Genomic DNA, 19,370 nt, shown 5'->3' with positions numbered 1-19,370 from the left:
CCCCGGGCGGCCCCCCGGGGGGGGGCCCCGCGGGGGGGGGCGCGCCCCGGGGGGGGCCCGGGGACGTGTCGGTGCCCCCCGGGCCCCCCCCCCACTTCGACCGGCGGCTGCGAGAGCACGGCCTGCGCCCCGGGGGCAGCGGCCATCTGCTCGCCGCCGCCCTGTTCCTGGACGGTCTGCGGGGTTAGGAGGACGTGCCCGTGTGGGTCTCGTCCGGGTCGACGCCCATCGTGAGGGTGGCGACGACGCCCTTCGCGATCCTGCCCTTCGGGTACTTGAGGGCGAGCAGGCCGCCCTCCGTGCCGTTGCCCGGGTAGATGGTGTCCTCGTCGAGCGTCGTGCGTTCCGTGGTGCTGGTGGAGTACGGGGCCACCTTCGCGGAGTCCAGGACGGCGGACTCGGCGAAGAACAGCTGGCCCGTGTGACAGGTGTGGCCGCCCTCGTAGCCGGACGACGTCATCTTCCCGCCGATGTGCACCTTCGTGTGGATGTGGACGCAGCGGCCCCGGTACCAGCCCGGGAAGACCGTCCGGAACTCCACGTACCCCTGTTTGTCGGTGAGTTGGGTGCCGCGCAGGTAGCGCTTGTCGTCCGTGGGCTCCTCGTGGCCGCCACCGCCACCACCGCCGCCGGGCTCACCGCCCGGAGGCGTACCCGTGGGAGTACCCGTCGGCGCGTCGGTGGGCGCGTCCGTGGGAGGCGTACCCGTCGGAGGCGTACCGCCCCCGCCGCCCCCGCCCGTGCTCAGGCTCTCGTACCCCGAGTAGATCCCCAGCGCGTCGCAGTGCCAGATGTCGACGGCCGCGTTCCGCAGCGGCTTGCAGGTGTCCGCGTCGATCACCTTCAGCCGCACGGTCAGCGGGATGCCCTCCCGGTCCTCGGTGATGTCCTTACGGATCTTGTCCGCGTCGATGTAGTACGGCCCTTCCGTGGTCTCCGAGGTCAGGCGGTAGCACGCCTCACCCGCCGCGCCCTTCCCGGACGTGCCCTTGCCCGACGAGCCGGCCGACGCCGTCGCGACCGCCCCGGCGCCGATCCCGGCCGCGACGACCACACCGCCGCCCGCGACCAGCGCCCGGCGCCGCGTCATGGTCCTCTTGTGCTTCGCGTTCTCGCTCATGGGCGAGGACCCTAGGAAGCCCCGCTGTCAGGGGTATGGGCGACAGCTGTGAGTTCCTGTGCATGCGGCCAAGGGCCTGGACGCGTACGGCAGAAGGGCCCGAGATCCGAGGATCCCGGGCCCCTTCGTCTGCGGAACGCCAGTGACTACCGCGCCGCGTCCGGGTGGACCGCGTCCGTGATCGGGCGGTCGGAGGACGGGGTTTCCACGACCTTCGACTCCACCGGCTTGCGGAGCTGGATGTTCAGCTCGCGCAGGCGGGCCTCGTCCAGTTCCGTCGGGGCGCCCATCAGGAGGTCCTGGGCGTTGCCGTTCAGCGGGAAGGCGATCGTCTCGCGGATGTTCGGCTCGTCGGCCAGGAGCATCACGATGCGGTCCACGCCCGGGGCGATGCCGCCGTGCGGCGGGGCGCCGTACTCGAAGGCGCGGAGCATGCCCGCGAACTCGTGCTCCACCGTCTCGCGGGAGTAGCCCGCGATCTCGAAGGCCTTGAACATGATCTCGGGCTCGTGGTTCCGGATCGCGCCCGAGGACAGCTCGATGCCGTTGCAGACGATGTCGTACTGCCAGCCGAGGACGTCCAGCGGGTCCTGGGTCTCCAGGGCCTCCAGGCCGCCCTGCGGCATGGAGAACGGGTTGTGCGAGAAGTCGATCTTGCCGGTCTCCTCGTCCCGCTCGTACATCGGGAAGTCGACGATCCAGGCGAACCGGAAGACGTTCTCCTCGAACTGGCCGGCGCGCTTGGCGGCCTCGACCCGGACCGGGCCCATGATCTTGGAGACCTCGTCGAACTCGCCCGCGCCGAAGAAGATCGCGTGGCCGGGCTCCAGACCGAGGCGCTCGGTGAGGACCTTGACGTTCTCCTCGGTGAGGAACTTGGCGATCGGGCCGGTCAGCGCGTTGCCCTCGCCGACGCGCACCCAGGCCAGGCCCTTGGCGCCGAGGGAGACGGCGAAGTCGCCGAGCTGGTCGAAGAACTTGCGCGGCTGGTCACCCGTGTTCGGCACCGCGAGCGCGCGGACGTGCTTGCCGGCGAAGGCCTTGAACTCGGAGTTCTCGAAGACGTCGGAGATGTCGACAAGTTCGAGGGCCGTACGCAGGTCGGGCTTGTCGTTGCCGTACTTGAGCATCGACTCGCGGAACGGGATCCGCGGGAACGGCGAGGTGACGTGACGCCCGCCGCCGAACTCCTCGAAGAGCTCGGTCATGAGCTTCTCGATCGGCTGGAAGACGTCCTCCTGCTCGACGAAGCTCATCTCGACGTCGAGCTGGTAGAACTCGCCCGGCGAACGGTCGGCGCGGGCGTCCTCGTCGCGGAAGCACGGCGCGATCTGGAAGTAGCGGTCGAAGCCGGAGATCATCAGCAGCTGCTTGAACTGCTGCGGCGCCTGCGGCAGCGCGTAGAACTTGCCCGGGTTCAGACGGGACGGGACGACGAAGTCGCGGGCGCCCTCGGGGGAGGTCGCGGCGAGGATCGGGGTCGCCATCTCGTTGAAGCCGAGGGCCACCATCTTGGAGCGGATGGAGGCGATGACGGCGGAGCGCAGCATGATGTTGCGGTGCATGCGCTCGCGGCGCAGGTCGAGGAAGCGGTACTCCAGGCGCCGCTCCTCGTTCACGCCGTCGTCGGCGTTGATGGTGAACGGGATCTGCTTGGCCGCGCCCAGGACCTCGACCGTGGCGGCCTCGATCTCGATCTCGCCGGTGGCGAGCTCCGGGTTGACGTTCTCCGCGCCACGCGAGACGACCTTGCCGTCGACGCGGACGACGGTCTCCTTCGTCAGCTTGTCGAGGACCTCGGCCGCGGCGGTGCCGGGCCGGGCGACGAGCTGCGTGATGCCGTAGTGATCGCGCAGATCGATGAAGAGGATGCCGCCCAGGTCGCGCCGATTGTGCAGCCAGCCGCTCAGCCGGACGTCGGTGCCGACGTCAGAGGCGCGGAGCTCGCCGCAGGTGTGGGACCTGTACCGATGCATCGTCGTTCATCCAGTCTTCTGGGATCGATGGGAAGCCTGGACATATCCAGGCCCGTCAAGGGTACCGGGCGACCCGAGATCGACCTTCGAATACTCTCAGTGGCGACCAGCAGTCCGATATTCATAAAGTGGGGCAATGCGCACCGAGGATGTCCTGGCCGCGATCGCGACCGGCATGTGGCGCTGGGACAACGCGTCCGGGATCGTCACGCTCGACGCCGAGGCGGCCCGGCTCCTCGGGCTGCCCGCCGAACCGGTCCAGCTCACGGAAGCGGCCGTACGCTCCCGTTTTCATCCCGTCGACTGGAACGAGATCGACGGGGTCGTGAACCTCGCCGTGGCCGAGGGGACGCTCGCCGAGGCCCGGATGCGGATCATGGACGGACACGGACGGGTGATCCGTACCGTACGGAGCAGATCCAAGCCGCTCGTCGAGGCCGGTGACTACCAGCTCGTCGGCACCCTCCAGGAGGTCGCCGAACCCCAGCCCGGCACCGCCGCCCGTACGCCCGTCACCGGCGACTGGCGCCGCTCGCGCGAGGCGTTCCTGCTCGACGCGGGGCGGGCGCTGGCCGAGGCCAGGTCCACCGCCGAGGTGCTGCGGGTCGCCGCCTCGCTCTCCATGCCGGGCTTCTCGCCCGACGGACTCGCCGTCTTCGGGGTCGCCGGCGAACGGCTGACGATCATCGGCCATCACGGGCACAACGCCGGCGACGAGGGCCCCTTCACCTCGATGTCGGTGGACACCGACTATCCGGCGGCCGAGGTCGTACGGACCGGGCGGGCGATCTATCTGCCGTCGCCGGACGAGTACCTGCGGCGCTTCCCGGTGACCTGGCCGCTCGCGCAGCGCTTCGGCCGGCAGTCGTGGGCGTACCTTCCGCTCATCGTGGCCGGGCGCACCATGGGCGCGTGGATGGCCGCCTTCAAGCACCAGGTCGCCTTCACCCCCGACGAGCGGTCCGTGCTCACCACGGTCGCGCGGATGCTCGCCCAGGCTCTCGCCCGGGCCGGGGTCGCGGAGTCCGAGCGGGAGCTCTCGCTCGGACTGCAGCGCACGATGATGCCGGTGCTCGGCCCCGGCATCCCGGGGCTGCACGTCGCCGCGCGGTACGTCCCCACCGGCGGCGGGCTCCAGGTCGGCGGCGACTGGTACGACATGATCCAGCTTCCCGGCGGCCGTATCGCGCTCGTCATCGGCGACGTCCAGGGCCACGACGTCCGCGCCGCCGGGCTGATGGGCCAGCTCCGGATCGCGCTTCGGGCGTACGCCTCCGAGGGCCACCGGCCGGACGCCGTCCTCTCCCGCGCCTCGCGCTTCCTGTACGGGATCACGAACGGCGACGGGCACGGGGGCGTCACGGGCGCCGGCCGGGGTGTGGACGGTGCCGTCGGGTCCGGGAACGGGGGCGTCGGGATCGGGGGGATCGAAATCGGCGAGGAGGGCCCCGACAGGGGCGCGCACGACGGCGGGCCTCGCTTCGCGACCTGCCTCTACATGGAGATCGACCCCGTCACCGGCGTCGTGGACATCGCACGGGCCGGACACCCCGACCCGGCGGTCCGGATGACCGACGGAACGGTTCTCCTGCGGCCCACGGCCGGCGGGCTGCCGCTCGGCATCGACCCGGACACCGACTACCCCACCACCCGGTTCACCCTGGAGCCCGGGGAGACCCTGATGATGTGCACCGACGGGCTCCTGGAGACCGGCGGCCACGACCTGGACAGCGGCTGGGAACGCATCCGTACGCTGCTCGAAGGGCACGACGGGGACTCCCTGGAGGACCTGGCCGACAGCCTCGTCGAGGCGGTCCACGGCCCCGGCTCCCACCACACCACCGGGCCGCTCGCCGACCGGCGCGAGGACGACATCGCGGTCCTGCTCCTGTCCCGCCAGGGCCCGGCCGTCCGCGAGGCACCGCGCCGCACGATGATGACGGTCGCCCAGGCGGAACCGGAACGGATCGCGGCGGCCCGCCAGCACGTACGCCAGCTGCTGCACGACTGGGTGGACGAGGACCAGGTCGACTCGGCGGTCCTGATGGTCTCCGAGATGGTCACCAACGTCCTCATCCACACGGACGGCGACGCCCTGATCGTCGCGGAGGTGACCTGCGACGAGGCCGGCCGCCGGATGCGGGTGGAGGTCTCGGACGGGAGCGACGAGCTGCCGCACAAGCGCCACCCGGGGGAGATGGCGTCGTCGGGGCGCGGCCTGGTCCTGATGGAGATGCTGGCCGAGGCGTGGGGCGTGGACCCACGGGGCGAGGGCAAGTCGATCTGGTTCGAACTGACCGAGCCGCAGAAGGGGTAGCGCGGAGGCGGGGGACGAGGGCTGTACGCGCGCGTGGAGGCGGGCGCGGTCCGCCCGCGTCGTGGCAGGCGCGGTCCGCCCGCGTCGTGGCAGGCGCGGTCCGCCCGCGTCGTGGCAGGCGCGGTCCGCCCGCGTCGAGGCGGGAGCTGTCCGCCCGCGTCGAGGCGGGAGCTGTCCGCCCGCGTCGAGGCGGGAGCTGTCCGCTCGCGTCGTGGCGGGAGCTGTCCGCTCGCGTCGTGGCGGGAGCTGTCCGCTCGCGTCGTGGCGGGCACAGGGCGGGGGCTGTACGCGCGTGGGGCCGGGCGGACCGGCGGCGCGCGAGGCCTCCGCGGCCCCGACGCACCCACTCCCGACGCACACCCCCGTCGGCGCGCGCGGGCCCTGGGGGCGCGGGAGACTGGTGGCGTACGGCCGTCGCCGGGGGGACCACGGAGTTTGTCATGGACACCCACAAGGTCGGCAGCGACACCACCGTCCTGGCCGAGAGCCTCGAAGTCCCGGGGATCGGCCACATCCCCGTCAGCGCGTACGTCCTCACCGCCGGGGAACCGGTCGTCGTCGACACCGGTCTCTCCCTCGCCGACCGGGACTTCGTCAGCACCCTCGGCTCCGTCATGGACCCCGCCGACGTCCGCTGGATCTGGCTCACCCACCCCGACCGCGATCACACCGGCGGCATCTTCGACCTGCTCGTGGCCGCGCCGAAGGCGAAGGTCGTGACCACCTTCATCGGCGCCGGGATCATGAGCACCGAGCGCCCGCTGCCGATGGACCGCGTCTACTTCCTCAACCCCGGCCAGTCCCTCGACGTCGGCGACCGCACGTTGCACGCCTTCAAGCCACCGCTCTTCGACAACCCCGCCACGGTCGGCTTCTACGACGAGAAGACCAGGATCTGCTTCAGCTCCGACTGCTTCGGCGGCCCGATGCCGACCGCGGAGCTCGCCGAGAGCGGGCATGCGAACGACCTCAAGCCCGAGGAGCTTCGGCAGGCGCAGCTGCTGTGGGCGACCGTGGACAGCCCGTGGGTGCACATCGTGGACCCGGAGAAGTACCGCGCGACCGTGCAGCCCCTGCGCGAGATGAACCCGGAGATCGTGCTGTCGACACATCTGCCGCCCGCGGTGCGGATGACCGACCTGATGATCGAGACGATCACGATGGCTCCGGACTCGGATCCGTTCGTGGGCCCGGACCAGGCGGCACTCGAGCAGATGCTGGCGTCCTTCGAGCCGGGCGGCATCCCGGCCGCGACCTGAACGCCGACGTCACTCCCCGGCCGGCGCGCCGTCGCCCGGAGCGCCCGGGTCCTGGGTCCCGTACCGGCTCCGCAGCTCGCCGATCACCCCGAAGGCGGCCGCCGTCACCGGTACGGCCAGCAGCATGCCCAGGATCCCGGCGACGGAGGCCCCGGCCGTGATGGCGAGCATGACGACGGCCGGGTGCATCTGTACGGTCCGGCTCTGGATCGCGGGCTGGAGGACGTTGCCCTCGATGACCTGGACGGCCAGCACGACTCCGAGGACCCACAACGCGATGACGAAGCCCCGGTCGGCGAGGGCGACGAGGACGGCGACGGCCCCGGAGAGGAACGCGCCGAGGTACGGGATGTAGGCCGTGACGAAGACGAGCGCGCCGAGCCCGACGGCGCCGGGCACGCGCAGGATCAGCAGCCCGGCCGTGATGAGGACGGCGTCGACGAGGGCCACGACGGTCGTCCCGCGCATGAACCCCTCGACGGCCTCGAAGGCGCGGCGCCCCATGGCCTCCATCGTGTCGCCGGTCGAGCGGGGGGCGAGCGAGCGCAGGGCCCCGGCGGCCTTGTCGGAGTCCCTGAGGAAGAAGAAGATCAGCAGCAGGGCGAGGACGGCCATGGCGGCCACCTGGCCGACGACGCTCAGCCCCGAGATCACCCCGGAGGCGGCGGTCCCGCCGAATTTCTCCAGCAGCGCCTTCGCGTTCCTGGCGAGGTCGTCGATCGAGGTCCCGGCCGCGCCCAGATGATCGGCGATGTCGGTGGCGGCCTGCCGCAGCGAGGCGATGATCTGGTCGCCGGTCTCGATGAGGGCGACGACGACGATGTAGGTGGCGCCGCCGACGAAGGCGAGGACGGCGAGGACCGTGAGTCCGGCGGCGAGCGACTTCTGCACCTTCATCCGCAGCAGGCGCCGGTTGAGCGGTCCGAGGAGCGCGGTGCCGAGGATCGCGAGCAGGACGGGTGTGACGGCCGTCTGGAACACCACGCACAGCCAGATGGCGACGGCGGCGACCCCCGCGACGAGCAGCATGACGACGCACCAGGCGGCGACCCGGCGGGCGACCTCGGGGAGGAGGGGACGGGGACTCGGCGTCTGCACCCGTCCACCGGACCACGGCGCCCGGCGTGTCGTCCTGCGCTACGGACCCGGACGAGTGACGCCTCGTCAGAGCCCGTACGGGTACGGGGCCAGCGGCTCGGGACGCGCCCGTACGCCTACGGGGCCAGGGAGCCCGGGACGAAGCCGGTACGCGTACGGGGCCAGGCGCCTCGCCCAGCCCCGTACCGAACCCGAACCCGAACCCGAACCCGTACCCGAGTCCGAACCGTCCTGCGCTACTCGCCCATCCCGTGCACCGCCGGGATCGTGCCGAGGCGGCCCGCCTGGAAGTCCTCGAACGCCTGGCGCAGCTCGGCCTGGGTGTTCATCACGAACGGGCCGTAGTGGGCCATCGGTTCACGGATCGGCTGTCCGCCGAGGATGACGACCTCCAGGTCGGGCGTGTGCCCGTCCTGCTTCTCGTCGGCCCGGACAATCAGCGCGCCGCCCTTGCCGAAGACGGCGGTCTGGCCCATGTGGACCGGCCGTCGCTCCGCACCGGCGGAGCCGCGCCCGGCCAGCACGTACACGAGTCCGTTGAAGTCCTCGCGCCACGGCAGGGTCACCTCGGCGCCCGGCCGGATCGTCGCGTGGATCATCGTGATGGGGGTGTGCGTGATGCCCGGGCCCGCGTGCCCTTCGAGGTCTCCGGCGATGACGCGGATCAGCGCGCCGCCGTCGGGGGAGGTCAGCAGCTGCACCTGGCCGCCGCGGATGTCCTGGTAGCGCGGGGCCATCATCTTGTCGGAGGCGGGCAGGTTCACCCACAGCTGGAGCCCGTGGAAGAGTCCGCCGCTCACGACGAGGGACTCCGGCGGGGCCTCGATGTGGAGGAGTCCGGAGCCGGCGGTCATCCACTGGGTGTCGCCGTTGGTGATGGTGCCGCCACCGCCGTTGGAGTCCTGGTGGTCGAAGGTGCCGTCGATGATGTACGTGACGGTCTCGAAGCCGCGGTGGGGGTGCCACGGGGTGCCCTTGGGCTCACCGGGGGCGTACTCCACCTCCCCCATCTGGTCCATCATGATGAACGGGTCGAGGTACTGGTAGTTGATCCCGGCGAACGCGCGGCGCACCGGGAAGCCCTCGCCCTCGAAACCGGACGGGGCCGTGGTCACGGCGAGCACGGGGCGGGAGACGGCGTCGGCCGGGGCGGCGACGCGCGGCAGGGTGAGCGGGTTCTCGACAGTCACAGCGGGCATGGCGGGACCTCCTTGTGCGACCAGTTTAGTTGAACGATGAACTTCCTGCCACCCGGAACACGAAACGCCCGGGAGGAATTCCTCCCGGGCGTTCTCCCACTTCTCCAGCGTGCGTCAGCCGTACATCCGCCGCATCGCGAAGTCGACCATCTGCTCCACGGCCTTCGCGTCGAAGACCATCCGGTGGTCGCCTTCCATGTCGAGGACGAAGCCGTACCCGGTCGGGAGCAGGTCGATCACCTCGGCGCCGGTGATCACGAAGTACTTCGACTCCTTGCCGGCGTACCGGCGCAGCTCCTTCAGCGAGGTGAACATCGGGATGACCGGCTGCTGGGTGTTGTGCAGGGCGAGGAAGCCGGGGTTGTCCCCGCGCGGGCAGTAGACCTTCGAGGTCGCGAAGATCTGCTGGAAGTCCTCGGCGGCGAGGGAACCGGTCGTGAAGGCCCGTACGGCGTCGGCGAGCGACGGGGGAGACGGCTCCGGATACAGGGGAGGCTGCTGCCCGTACCCGCCCTGCATCCCGCCCTGCGCGCCGCCCGGCATCGGCTGCTGCGGCGGCGGGGCGTACTGCTGCTGGGCGCCCTGATTCTGGTCGTAGCCGTACATGGCCCCCAGCCTAGCGAGCGGGCGCGGTGCGCAGAGCGGATCGGGCCGGCCGAGACGGAGCGCACACCCCGGATCGGGCCGGCGTCGACCCCTGGCGCGGACCGCAAAAGGGACACGGACCCCCGAGAACGGGCCACGGACTCCCGGACGCCGAAGCGGCTTCCGACCGAAGCACCCGTCTATTCGCACGATTCTTCGCACCGGCCCCTTTCTCTTGCTAGGTTCGCGTGAGCAATTTCCGGCCGCCACGGGGGTGGAACATGGCGCTGAACGCCAAATGGGACGAGTTGTTCGGTGGCACGCAGCCGACCGAGCAGCCCGCGTCGATGACGCTCGCGGGGCTCCCCGCCCCTGACGGGGGCGGAGGCGGCGACGCGAATCTGAAGGCCGACGTGGGCCCGTGGCACAAGGCCGGAGGCACCGCGAGCGAGCTGCGCACCTCCACCACCACCTCGCTCACCGACCTCGACACGGCGAACGAGGGCGTCGGCGGCGGGACCGCCGGCTTCGACTCCTCCGCGGCTCTCACCGAGATCCTCGGCACCTGGAAGACGCGCCTCACCTCCGTACGCGACGAGTGCGAACGGCTGGAATCCGCCCTCAAGAGCGCCGGCCGCGACTTCGGCGAGCGCGAGCTCGACACCCAGCGCAAGATCGCCGCCGAGGCACCCGCCCCCTCCCAGAAGAAGGAGGGCTGATCCGGATGCCCACCTGGCAGCAACTGCGTGATGTGAAGCTGAACGAGTACACGGACGCGGCGGACGGCTGGGGCAAGATCAGCTCGCGCTCCAACGTCGACAAGGACCGTGTCGACAACGGCATGTTCGCCAAGATCAACGAAACGCAGAAGGGCGAGACCGCCGAGCGCGCGACCGGCGACGTCCGGCAGCTCAGCCGTAACTACCAGTACCTGCACACCGAGTGCGGGCTGATCCGCACCGCGCTCAACGGCCTCGCCTCCGAGCTCGCCGCCCCGCAGAAGAAGCTGAAGCAGGCGCTGGAGGACGCCGAGAACCTCAAGTTCACGGTGAAGCCCGACGGGTCCGTGGAGTACCCGACCCAGTCCTTCGTCCTCGCCCCCGGCAGCAACACCGCCCAGCACGGTGCGCCCGTCCCCCTCGCACCCGGAAAGGGCGAGGGAGTGGGCAGTGCCGACGCCAACAAGGGCAAGGCCGAGGAGATCGCCCAGCGCATCGGCGACGCCATCCGCGAGGCCAACGAGATCGACGGCCGCTACGCCTCCGTCCTGCGCAAACTGAAGGCCGAGCCGGGACTCACCGTCAGCGACGAGACCTTCGCCGACGCCGCCAAGGACACCAAGGCGCTCCAGGACGCCGCCGGGAAGTACGCCGATGACGACAAGATCCCGCACGGCAAGTCCCCCAAGGAGAACGCCGAGTGGTGGAACGGTCTGACCCAGGAGCAGCGTGACGAGTACGCCACGCTCTACCCGGCCTCCATCGGCGCCTTGGACGGCGTCCCGTCCGCCGTCCGCGACGACGCCAACCGGATGGTCCTGGCCGAGACCCGTGCCCAGACCCAGCTCGATCTGAACGCCATACCGAAGCAGCCGCAGGAGTACATCCAGAACCCGAGCGGCCAGTACCCGGCGGTGATCAAGAACCCGGCGTGGCGCGAGTGGGACGAGAAGTACGGCGACCGGAAGAAGGAGCTCGACGCCGACCTGAAGGGCATGGACGCCATCCAGGCCCGCTTCGACCGCAGCGGCATCGCGGAGCGGCCCGGCGAGAAGCCGCTCCCCGAGGCGTACCTCCTCGGCTTCGACACCAAGGGCCACGGGCACGCGATCGTCGCCAACGGCAACCCGGACACCGCGACGCACACGGCGATGTACGTGCCGGGCACGACGTCGAACCTGGAGGGGATCGGCGGCGACATCAAGCGCATGGAGACCCTCTGGCGCGCCAGTGACAACCTGGCGAACGGGCAGAGCGTCTCGACGATCACCTGGCTCGGCTACGACGCCCCGCAGCACATCGTCAAGGACGCGCCGTTCAGCCACTACGCCAACGACGGCGCCCCGAAGCTGAACAACTTCGTCGACGGGCTGCGCGCCTCGCACGAGGGCGGGCGCGACCATCTGACCGTGACCGGCCACAGCTACGGCAGTACGGTCATCGGCTCGGCCGCACGGCAGGGGCACCTGGACGCCGACGACATCTTCGTGGCCGGCAGCCCCGGTATGCAGGTGGGCAGCGCCACCGACCTGGACGTCCCCAAGGGCCACGTCTACGCGGCGGAGGCGGACAGTGACCCATATCTGAAGGGCCTGCACCTGCCGCCCCCGTTCAGCGCCGTCACCGACGACAAGTACGGCGGCGTCAACATCCCGTTCGTGACCAGTGACCCCGTCCCCGATCTCGGCGGCTGGGGACACGCGCCGAAGAAGGTCGACATCGACATCCTCCCGTCGTGGCTGGACGGCGACGGTGCCAGTGTCGTGAAGCCTCTGACCCCGACCAACCCCGATTTCGGCGCGCACATCGTGGCCACCGACGGCTCGCGCGGCCACAGCGGCTACTGGGACAACGGGACCGAGAGCCTCAACAACCAGGCCCGCGTCGTGACGGGCCGGTACAAGGAAGTGACTTCGCAATGAGCCGCCGCACCATCGCCCGACTCGGCGGAGCCCTCACCGCCACGGCCCTTCTCCTCGCGACGGGATGCACGACCATGAGCAACGACGACGGCCTGCCCTACGACCCGCAGCCGATGAAGGTCGACGCGGCCAAGGACCTGGTCAGGAGCCAGTCCAGCGCGATCTTCGACGCGGCGGGGCTGCGCGAGGCGAACAACGGGGCACCGGACGCCGCCCCCTGCGACGGTGTGGAGAACGGCTTCCGGGTGCGCCATTTCTGGTCGATGTACGCGCCGACCGCCGACGCCCTGAAGCAGACCATGGACAAGCTCCACCAGGATCTTCCGGCCAAGGGGTGGAAGGTCCTCCGCTTCGAGCCCGCGAAGTCGGAGGCCAAGCAGCTGCAGCTGGACGTCGAGCACGAGAAGGACCACCACACGGCGACGATCGAGCTGCTGCTCCCCTCGACGTACAAGGACGCCTCGAAGTGGGAGAAGGAGGCGCGCGACAGCATCTCGGTCTCCGTCACCTCGCCCTGCTACACCGACCCGGCGTACGAGGTAGGTGCCTGAACGGCCCGAAGCGACCGCGAGAGGGGCCCGGGGCAACACCCCCGGGCCCCTTTTTCTGCGGCCCGCGTCACAGATGGCCCGATAGGGGTTGCTCTTATTACCGGTGGGTAGCATCATCGTAGAGAAGCGTGGGCTACTCACCGGTAGTACGAGCACGCGCGCATACCAGGACATCCGCCTCCCCGATCCTTACGGAGCCGTCGCCATGGGGCACTACAAGTCGAATCTCCGCGACATCGAGTTCAACCTCTTCGAGGTGCTCGGGCGCGACAAGGTGTACGGCACCGGTCCGTTCGAGGAGATGGACGTCGAGACCGCCAAGAGCGTTCTGGAGGAGCTGACCCGCCTCTCCGAGAACGAGCTGGCCGAGTCCTTCGCCGACGCCGACCGCAACCCGCCGGTCTTCGACCCCGAGACGAACACCGCCCCGGTCCCGGCGAGCTTCAAGAAGTCCTACAAGGCCTTCATGGACTCCGAGTACTGGCGCCTCGGCCTGCCCGAGGAGATCGGCGGCACCACCTCCCCGCGCTCCCTGATCTGGGCCTACGCGGAGCTGATCCTCGGCGCGAACCCGGCCGTGTGGATGTACTCCTCCGGCCCGGCCTTCGCCGGCATCCTCTTCAACGAGGGCAACGAGGCGCAGAAGAAGGTCGCGCAGATCGCCGTCGAGCGCCAGTGGGGCTCCACGATGGTCCTCACCGAGCCGGACGCCGGTTCGGACGTCGGCGCCGGCCGCACCAAGGCGGTCCAGCAGGAGGACGGCTCCTGGCACATCGAGGGCGTGAAGCGCTTCATCACCTCCGGTGAGCACGACATGGAGGAGAACATCCTCCACTACGTCCTCGCCCGCCCCGAGGGCCATGGCCCGGGCACCAAGGGCCTCTCCCTCTTCCTCGTGCCGAAGTACCACTTCGACTGGGAGACCGGCGAGCTGGGCGAGCGCAACGGCGTCTACGCCACCAACGTCGAGCACAAGATGGGCCTCAAGGCCTCCAACACGTGCGAGATGACCTTCGGCGACCAGCACCCCGCCAAGGGCTGGCTGATCGGCGACAAGCACGACGGCATCCGCCAGATGTTCCTCATCATCGAGTTCGCCCGCATGATGGTCGGCACGAAGGCGATCTCCACCCTCTCCACGGGCTACCTCAACGCCCTGGAGTACGCCAAGGAGCGCGTCCAGGGCACCGACCTGGCGAACTTCATGGACAAGGCCGCGCCCAAGGTCACCATCACGCACCACCCCGACGTCCGCCGCTCGCTGATGACTCAGAAGGCGTACGCCGAGGGCATGCGCTCCCTCGTCCTCTACACGGCCGCCGTGCAGGACGCGATCCAGCTCAAGGAGGCCGCCGGCGAGGACGCGAAGGCCGAGATCGGCCTGAACGACCTGCTGCTGCCGATCGTGAAGGGCTACGGCTCCGAGAAGGGCTACGAGCAGCTCGCGCAGTCGCTCCAGACCTTCGGCGGCTCCGGCTTCCTGCAGGAGTACCCGATCGAGCAGTACATCCGGGACGCCAAGATCGACACCCTCTACGAGGGCACCACGGCCATCCAGGGCCAGGACTTCTTCTTCCGCAAGATCGTCCGCGACCAGGGCGCCTCCCTGAACGCGCTGGCCGAGGAGATCAAGAAGTTCCTCGCGGTCGGCACCGGCGGCGAGGAGCTGGCCGGCGCCCGCGACGCGCTCGCCAAGGCGGCCGTGGACCTGGAGGGCATCGTCGGCGCGATGCTCACCGACCTCACCGCCACCGGCGAGGACGTCAAGAACATCTACAAGGTCGGCCTCAACACCACCCGCCTGCTGATGGCCTCCGGTGACGTCGTCGTCGGCTACCTGCTCCTCAAGGGTGCGGCCGTCGCCGCCGAGAAGCTGGCCGCCGGCGCCTCCGCCAAGGACCAGGCGTTCTACACCGGCAAGATCGCGGCCGCGAAGTTCTTCGCCGCCAACGTCCTGCCGGGGGTCAGCGCCGAGCGCGCCCTCGCCGAGGCCGTCGACGGCTCGCTGATGGACCTGGACGAGGCCGCGTTCTAGTACGCGCCCCCGTCCACTGACGAACGGCTCGCTCCCGGGGAGGGGAGTGGGCCGTTCCGTCTTTCGGGGCGACGTTCTCGCATTCCGACGCGTGCGTAAGGTGAACCCATGACGAGCTCCGCCCGCTTCGACCGCGGCCACACCGACGACCTCATGACCTTCCTGGCGGCGTCCCCGTCGCCGTACCACGCCGTGGCGAACGCCGCCGAGCGACTGGAGAAGGCAGGCTTCCGGCAGGTCGAGGAGACCGCGGCCTGGGACGCCTCCGCCGGTGGGAAGTACGTGATCCGCGGCGGCGCGCTCATCGCCTGGTACGTACCCGAGGGCGCCGACGCCCACACCCCGTACCGGATCGTCGGCGCCCACACCGACTCCCCCAACCTGCGGGTCAAGCCGCAGCCCGACATGGGCGCCCAGGGCTGGCGGCAGGTGGCCGTCGAGACGTACGGCGGGACGCTGCTCAACACCTGGCTCGACCGCGACCTCGGCCTCGCCGGCCGCCTCACCCTCCGCGACGGCAGCCACCACCTGGTGAACGTGGACCGCGCCGTGCTGCGCGTCCCGCAGCTCGCCATCCACCTCGACCGCCAGGTCAACGACGGCCTCAAGCTCGACCGGCAGCGCCACATGCAGCCCATCTGGGGCCTCGGCGAGGTCCACGAGGGCGACCTGATCTCCTTCGTGGCCCAGGAGGCCGGAGTCGACGCCGAGGACGTGGCCGGCTGGGACCTGATGGTCCACTCCGTCGAGGCCCCCTCCTACCTCGGCCGGGACCGCGAGCTCGTCGCCGGCCCCCGCATGGACAACCTGATCTCGGTCCACGCGGGCGTGGCCGCGCTCGCCGCCGTGTCCGCGCGCCCCGACCTCGCGTACATCCCGGTCCTCGCCGCCTTCGACCACGAGGAGAACGGCTCCGAGTCCGACACCGGCGCCCAGGGCCCGCTGCTCGGCTCGGTCCTGGAGCGATCGGTCTTCGCGCGTGGCGGAGCGTACGAGGACAAGGCCCGCGCCTTCGCCGGCACGATCTGTCTCTCCTCCGACACCGGCCACGCCGTCCACCCCAACTACGCGGAGCGCCACGACCCGACGCACCACCCGCGCGCCAACGGCGGCCCGATCCTCAAGGTCAACGTCAACCAGCGCTACGCCACCGACGGCAGCGGCCGCGCCGTGTTCGCCGCGGCCTGCGAGAAGGCCGGCGTGCCGTGGCAGTCGTTCGTGTCGAACAACGAGATGCCGTGCGGCACGACGATCGGCCCCATCACCGCCGCGCGCCACGGCATCACGACCGTCGACATCGGCGTCGCGATCCTCTCCATGCACAGCGCCCGCGAACTGTGCGGCGCGAGGGACCCGTACCTGCTCGCGAACGCGCTCGTGGCGTTCCTGGAGGGATAGCCGCCCAGGACCCGGGTACGCGATCCTGACCACCCCACTAGGAGGCGGGATTCATGGGCCTGGGAGGCTGCATCATCCTCATCGCCGTGGGCGCGATCCTCACGTTCGCCACGGACTGGGAGCTCGACGGCGTCAACCTCGACCTGGTGGGACTGATCATGATGGCGGTCGGTCTCATCGGTTTGGCCACGTTCACCAGCATCGCGCGGCGCCGACGGGTCGTCGTCCCACCGACGGCCCCCACGGTCGTGGACGAGGACCGGCGCGACGGCGGCTACTGACCGCGCCGGGCCGTCAGGCGCGGGCCATCGTCGCCTGACGAAACATCCGGGAAAGGCCGCTCCTGACACCGTCGACCTCATGGAACGTCACGAGGGCCCTCCCCGGGGGAAGTTCATCGCCTGCGTCGCCACGGCCGTGCTGATCGGCACGGCCGTCGCGGGCTACGGGATCGCCAGGTACGACGAACGCCCGCCCTGGGGCACGGACATCGCCTACGAGGGCGGCTATCTCCAGGCCGTCCGCATCCGCCAGGCCGACGTCGACGGGAAACGGACCCGGGCGCTCCTCGCCGGCGAGTGCGCGGCGATGGAGCGATGGGGAATGGGCGGCGACCGGGCCGTCCACGACCCCCGGGCATGGGTGGAGGGCTGCCTCGACGGAGCGGCGGGACGCACGTCCAAGAACCAGGGATTCGTGCGCTAGGGGCGGTGCGGGGGCTTGTGGGCGGCTGCGCCTGTGGGACCCGACCTGGTCGGGTCCCACAGGCGGCCGTCGCTAGGCGTCAGGCGTCCATCCCGGCCAGGATGAGCGGGAGCCGCTGCATGCCCTCCGCCGTCACCTTCACCGGAACGCCCCAGTCCTGCTGGTGCACATGGCAGGCCGGGTACTCGTTGGCCGGGTCGTCGTCGCAGGACGCCGCCATCGCCGAGACGTGCAGCACGCCCTCCGTGATCTCCGGGTCGAGGTCCAGCTCCCGGAAGAGGTCCGTGCCCGTGCCCTCGCCGGCGAGCAGCAGCTCGGGCGGGGTCGAGGAGACGAGGAGCCGGGTGGAGGGGCCGTAGCGCTCGTCCAGCTTCTGCCCGGTCGGCGCCTGGAAGACGACGTCGAGCCGGAGCCGGCCGGGCGCCACCTCGGTGGCCTCGCGCTGCGTGCGGTGGGCGACCGCCTCGACCTGGACGGCCTCCTCGGGCAGCCGCAGACGCGTCAGCCGGTGCCGCGCCGACTCGACGACGACGATCTCGTCCCCGACGAGCACGGCGTCGCTCGGCTCGCGCAGGTCGGTGGCGAGGGTGGTCACCTCGCCCGTCGCCGGGTCGAAGCGGCGCAGGGCGTGGTTGTACGTGTCGCTGACGGCGACCGACCCGTCGGGGAGGACGGTCACGCCCAGCGGGTGCTGGAGGAGCGCCTGGCCGGCGGCGCCGTCGCGGTGGCCGAAGTCGAAGAGGCCGGTGCCGACCGCGGTGTGCACGACGCCGTCGGTGTCGATCCAGCGCAGGGCGCTGGTCTCCGAGTCGGCGATCCACAGCCGCTCCTCGGTGGCGGCGAGCCCGGAGGGCTGCGCGAACCAGGCCTCGGCGGCCGGCCCGTCGACGAGCCCTTCGTTGGTCGTACCGGCGGCGACCTCCACCGTCCGCGTGGCGGGGTCGTAGGTCCACAGCTGGTGGACACCGGCCATGGCGATCCACACCTTGCCCTGCCACCAGGCCACGTCCCACGGCGAGGAGAGGTCGACCTCCAGGGCGGGCCCCGAGGTGGGCGACCCCTGCCACCACTGCTTCCCGGTGCCGGCGAGCAGCTCGATCGCGCCGCTCTCGGGGTCGTAGGCGCGCAGCGCGTGGTTCACGGTGTCGGCGACGACGACCGTGCCGTCGGGGAGCACGGTGAGCCCCTGCGGCTCGCGGAACTCGCCGTCCCCGATCCGCCGCACCACGCTCTCCCCGTCCGGCGCCAGCTCGACGAGCTGGTGGCGGGTGGTGTCGGAGACCAGGAAGTTCCCGGAGGGCAGCAGGACGGCCTTGCCGGGGAAGCGCAGATCGGTCGCGACGGGCTCCGGCGGCACGTACGGCCCGTCCCCGCGCCGCAGCGTCCCCTTGGCCCCGTGCTCGGCCTCCAGCTCCTCGACGAGCGTCCGAATGGCGTTGGCATGCCCCTCACCCGCGTGCTGGGCGACGACGTACCCCTCGGGATCGATGACGACGAGCGTCGGCCAGGCGCGTACGGCGTACTGCTTCCAGGTCGCGAGCTCGGGGTCGTCGAGGACGGGGTGATGGACCTCGTACCGCTCGACGGCGTCGACGACGGCCTGGTGCTCGGCCTCGTGGACGAACTTGGGGGAGTGGACACCGATGATCACGAGGGTGTCGCGGTGCTTCTCCTCCAGCTCACGGAGCTCGTCGAGGACGTGCAGGCAGTTGATGCAGCAAAACGTCCAGAAATCCAGGATCACTACGCGACCCCGGAGGTCGGCGAGGTTCAGTTCCTTCCCGCCGGTGTTGATCCATCCGCCCTTGCCGATCAGCTCGGGGGCACGGACACGGGCACGGCGGGTCGCGGGCGCGGGGGTGGGCGCCGGGGCGGCATCGTTCATGCTTCAAGCTTGCCATCCGGGTGTGAAGACCGGGTCACACGCGTACGTACGGCGAGGCCGGTGCCGGTGAGCGACGGTCGGGCGCGCACGGGCACCGACCTGTGGCGCGGGGGCGCGGCGCGAGCCCGGTCCCGGTCGGCCCTGCCCCCGCGGCTGCGTGAACCGGCACCCGACGGGGAAGCCCTGACGTCATGAAATACCTCGTACGGGACAAAATCTTCGCCATCGGCGACGACTACTGGATCGAGGACGAGAGCGGGCGGCATGCCTTCCTCGTCGACGGCAAGGCGCTGCGGCTGCGCGACACCCTGGAGCTGAAGGACCCGCTCGGGCAGGTCCTGATCACTCTGCGGCAGAAGATGTTCAGCCTGCGGGACGCGATGACGATCGAGCGGGACGACCGCCCGCTCGCCACGATCCGCAGGAAGCGGCTCTCGCTGCTCCGCAACCACTTCCGGGTCACGCTGGTCGAGGGCACCGAGCTCGACGTCAGCGGCCGGATCCTGGACCGGGGGGGGGGGGGGGGGGGGTCGAGACGGGAAAGAAGCCCCCCACACCCCCCGCCCGGGGGGGGGCGGGGCGCGCAGCCACACAGGCTCAC

General features: G+C 70.8%; 16 protein-coding genes. 10 read left to right on the top strand and 6 right to left on the bottom strand.

All coding sequences use genetic code 11. The annotated features are described in order from the left end of the window. Positions 1-184: 184 nt before the first annotated feature. Both ACFVZW_RS11985 and aspS read right to left on the bottom strand, forming a co-directional pair. Positions 185-1,120 (bottom strand): intradiol ring-cleavage dioxygenase, encoded by a 936-nt coding sequence (locus ACFVZW_RS11985; protein ID WP_384519966.1) that lies wholly within the window; start codon positions 1,118-1,120, stop codon positions 185-187. A 146-nt stretch (positions 1,121-1,266) separates the two neighbouring features. Further along, a complete protein-coding gene (gene aspS / locus ACFVZW_RS11980; protein WP_384519965.1) occupies positions 1,267-3,096 on the bottom strand; it encodes an aspartate--tRNA ligase in 1,830 nt (609 codons plus the stop codon). A gap of 136 nt (positions 3,097-3,232) precedes the next feature. On the opposite strand from aspS, the gene ACFVZW_RS11975 reads away from it, so the two are divergent. Both ACFVZW_RS11975 and ACFVZW_RS11970 read left to right on the top strand, forming a co-directional pair. Then, on the top strand, positions 3,233-5,413 hold the full coding sequence (locus ACFVZW_RS11975) for a SpoIIE family protein phosphatase (RefSeq protein ID WP_384519964.1): 2,181 nt from the start codon (positions 3,233-3,235) through the stop codon (positions 5,411-5,413). A gap of 440 nt (positions 5,414-5,853) precedes the next feature. Next, positions 5,854-6,672 (top strand): MBL fold metallo-hydrolase, encoded by an 819-nt coding sequence (locus ACFVZW_RS11970; protein ID WP_384519962.1) that lies wholly within the window; start codon positions 5,854-5,856, stop codon positions 6,670-6,672. A gap of 9 nt (positions 6,673-6,681) precedes the next feature. On the opposite strand, the gene ACFVZW_RS11965 is transcribed toward ACFVZW_RS11970, so the two are convergent. From ACFVZW_RS11965 to ACFVZW_RS11955, 3 genes are all read right to left on the bottom strand, one after another. After that, the gene (locus ACFVZW_RS11965; RefSeq protein ID WP_384519987.1) at positions 6,682-7,701 is read right to left on the bottom strand and encodes an AI-2E family transporter; all 1,020 of its coding nucleotides are present in this window, start codon (positions 7,699-7,701) and stop codon (positions 6,682-6,684) included. Positions 7,702-8,006: 305 nt separating this feature from the next. Continuing rightward, on the bottom strand, positions 8,007-8,969 hold the full coding sequence (locus tag ACFVZW_RS11960) for a pirin family protein (protein WP_384519960.1): 963 nt from the start codon (positions 8,967-8,969) through the stop codon (positions 8,007-8,009). Positions 8,970-9,083: 114 nt separating this feature from the next. Further along, complete coding sequence (locus tag ACFVZW_RS11955; protein ID WP_384519958.1) at positions 9,084-9,575, bottom strand: SseB family protein; 492 nt, start codon at positions 9,573-9,575, stop codon at positions 9,084-9,086. 260 nt (positions 9,576-9,835) lie between these two features. Here ACFVZW_RS11955 and ACFVZW_RS11950 point away from each other — a divergent pair, with 260 nt between their 5' ends. From ACFVZW_RS11950 to ACFVZW_RS11920, 7 genes are all read left to right on the top strand, one after another. Then, on the top strand, positions 9,836-10,273 hold the full coding sequence (locus ACFVZW_RS11950) for a hypothetical protein (RefSeq protein WP_384519956.1): 438 nt from the start codon (positions 9,836-9,838) through the stop codon (positions 10,271-10,273). Between the two features lie 5 nt (positions 10,274-10,278). Continuing rightward, positions 10,279-12,195, top strand: coding sequence for an alpha/beta hydrolase (locus tag ACFVZW_RS11945; RefSeq protein WP_384519954.1), 1,917 nt, complete (start codon positions 10,279-10,281; stop codon positions 12,193-12,195). Continuing rightward, positions 12,192-12,746 carry a hypothetical protein gene (locus ACFVZW_RS11940; RefSeq protein WP_384519953.1) on the top strand — a complete coding sequence of 185 codons (555 nt, stop codon included), beginning with the start codon at positions 12,192-12,194 and terminating at the stop codon, positions 12,744-12,746. The genes ACFVZW_RS11945 and ACFVZW_RS11940 overlap by 4 nt, the downstream gene beginning before the upstream one ends. Before the next feature lie 205 nt (positions 12,747-12,951). Then, a complete protein-coding gene (locus tag ACFVZW_RS11935) occupies positions 12,952-14,781 on the top strand; it encodes an acyl-CoA dehydrogenase (RefSeq protein WP_384519952.1) in 1,830 nt (609 codons plus the stop codon). 108 nt (positions 14,782-14,889) lie between these two features. Continuing rightward, positions 14,890-16,179, top strand: coding sequence for a M18 family aminopeptidase (locus tag ACFVZW_RS11930; protein ID WP_384519950.1), 1,290 nt, complete (start codon positions 14,890-14,892; stop codon positions 16,177-16,179). A gap of 53 nt (positions 16,180-16,232) precedes the next feature. Next, on the top strand, positions 16,233-16,460 hold the full coding sequence (locus tag ACFVZW_RS11925; RefSeq protein WP_329118610.1) for a DUF6458 family protein: 228 nt from the start codon (positions 16,233-16,235) through the stop codon (positions 16,458-16,460). A 79-nt stretch (positions 16,461-16,539) separates the two neighbouring features. Beyond that, positions 16,540-16,884 (top strand): hypothetical protein, encoded by a 345-nt coding sequence (locus tag ACFVZW_RS11920; RefSeq protein WP_384519949.1) that lies wholly within the window; start codon positions 16,540-16,542, stop codon positions 16,882-16,884. A gap of 79 nt (positions 16,885-16,963) precedes the next feature. On the opposite strand, the gene ACFVZW_RS11915 is transcribed toward ACFVZW_RS11920, so the two are convergent. Then, positions 16,964-18,769 carry an NHL domain-containing thioredoxin family protein gene (locus ACFVZW_RS11915; protein WP_384519947.1) on the bottom strand — a complete coding sequence of 602 codons (1,806 nt, stop codon included), beginning with the start codon at positions 18,767-18,769 and terminating at the stop codon, positions 16,964-16,966. A 191-nt stretch (positions 18,770-18,960) separates the two neighbouring features. Between ACFVZW_RS11915 and ACFVZW_RS11910 the strand changes: the two genes are divergently transcribed. Continuing rightward, positions 18,961-19,370: LURP-one-related/scramblase family protein (locus ACFVZW_RS11910; RefSeq protein ID WP_384519945.1), on the top strand; the 410-nt coding region annotated here is incomplete at its 3' end.

This window comes from Streptomyces sp. NPDC059567, from assembly GCF_042735655.1.
Taxonomy (GTDB): domain Bacteria; phylum Actinomycetota; class Actinomycetes; order Streptomycetales; family Streptomycetaceae; genus Streptomyces.
The sequence above is the reverse complement of the archived record's forward strand: the minus strand, read 5'-3'. Positions and strand labels throughout refer to the sequence as shown.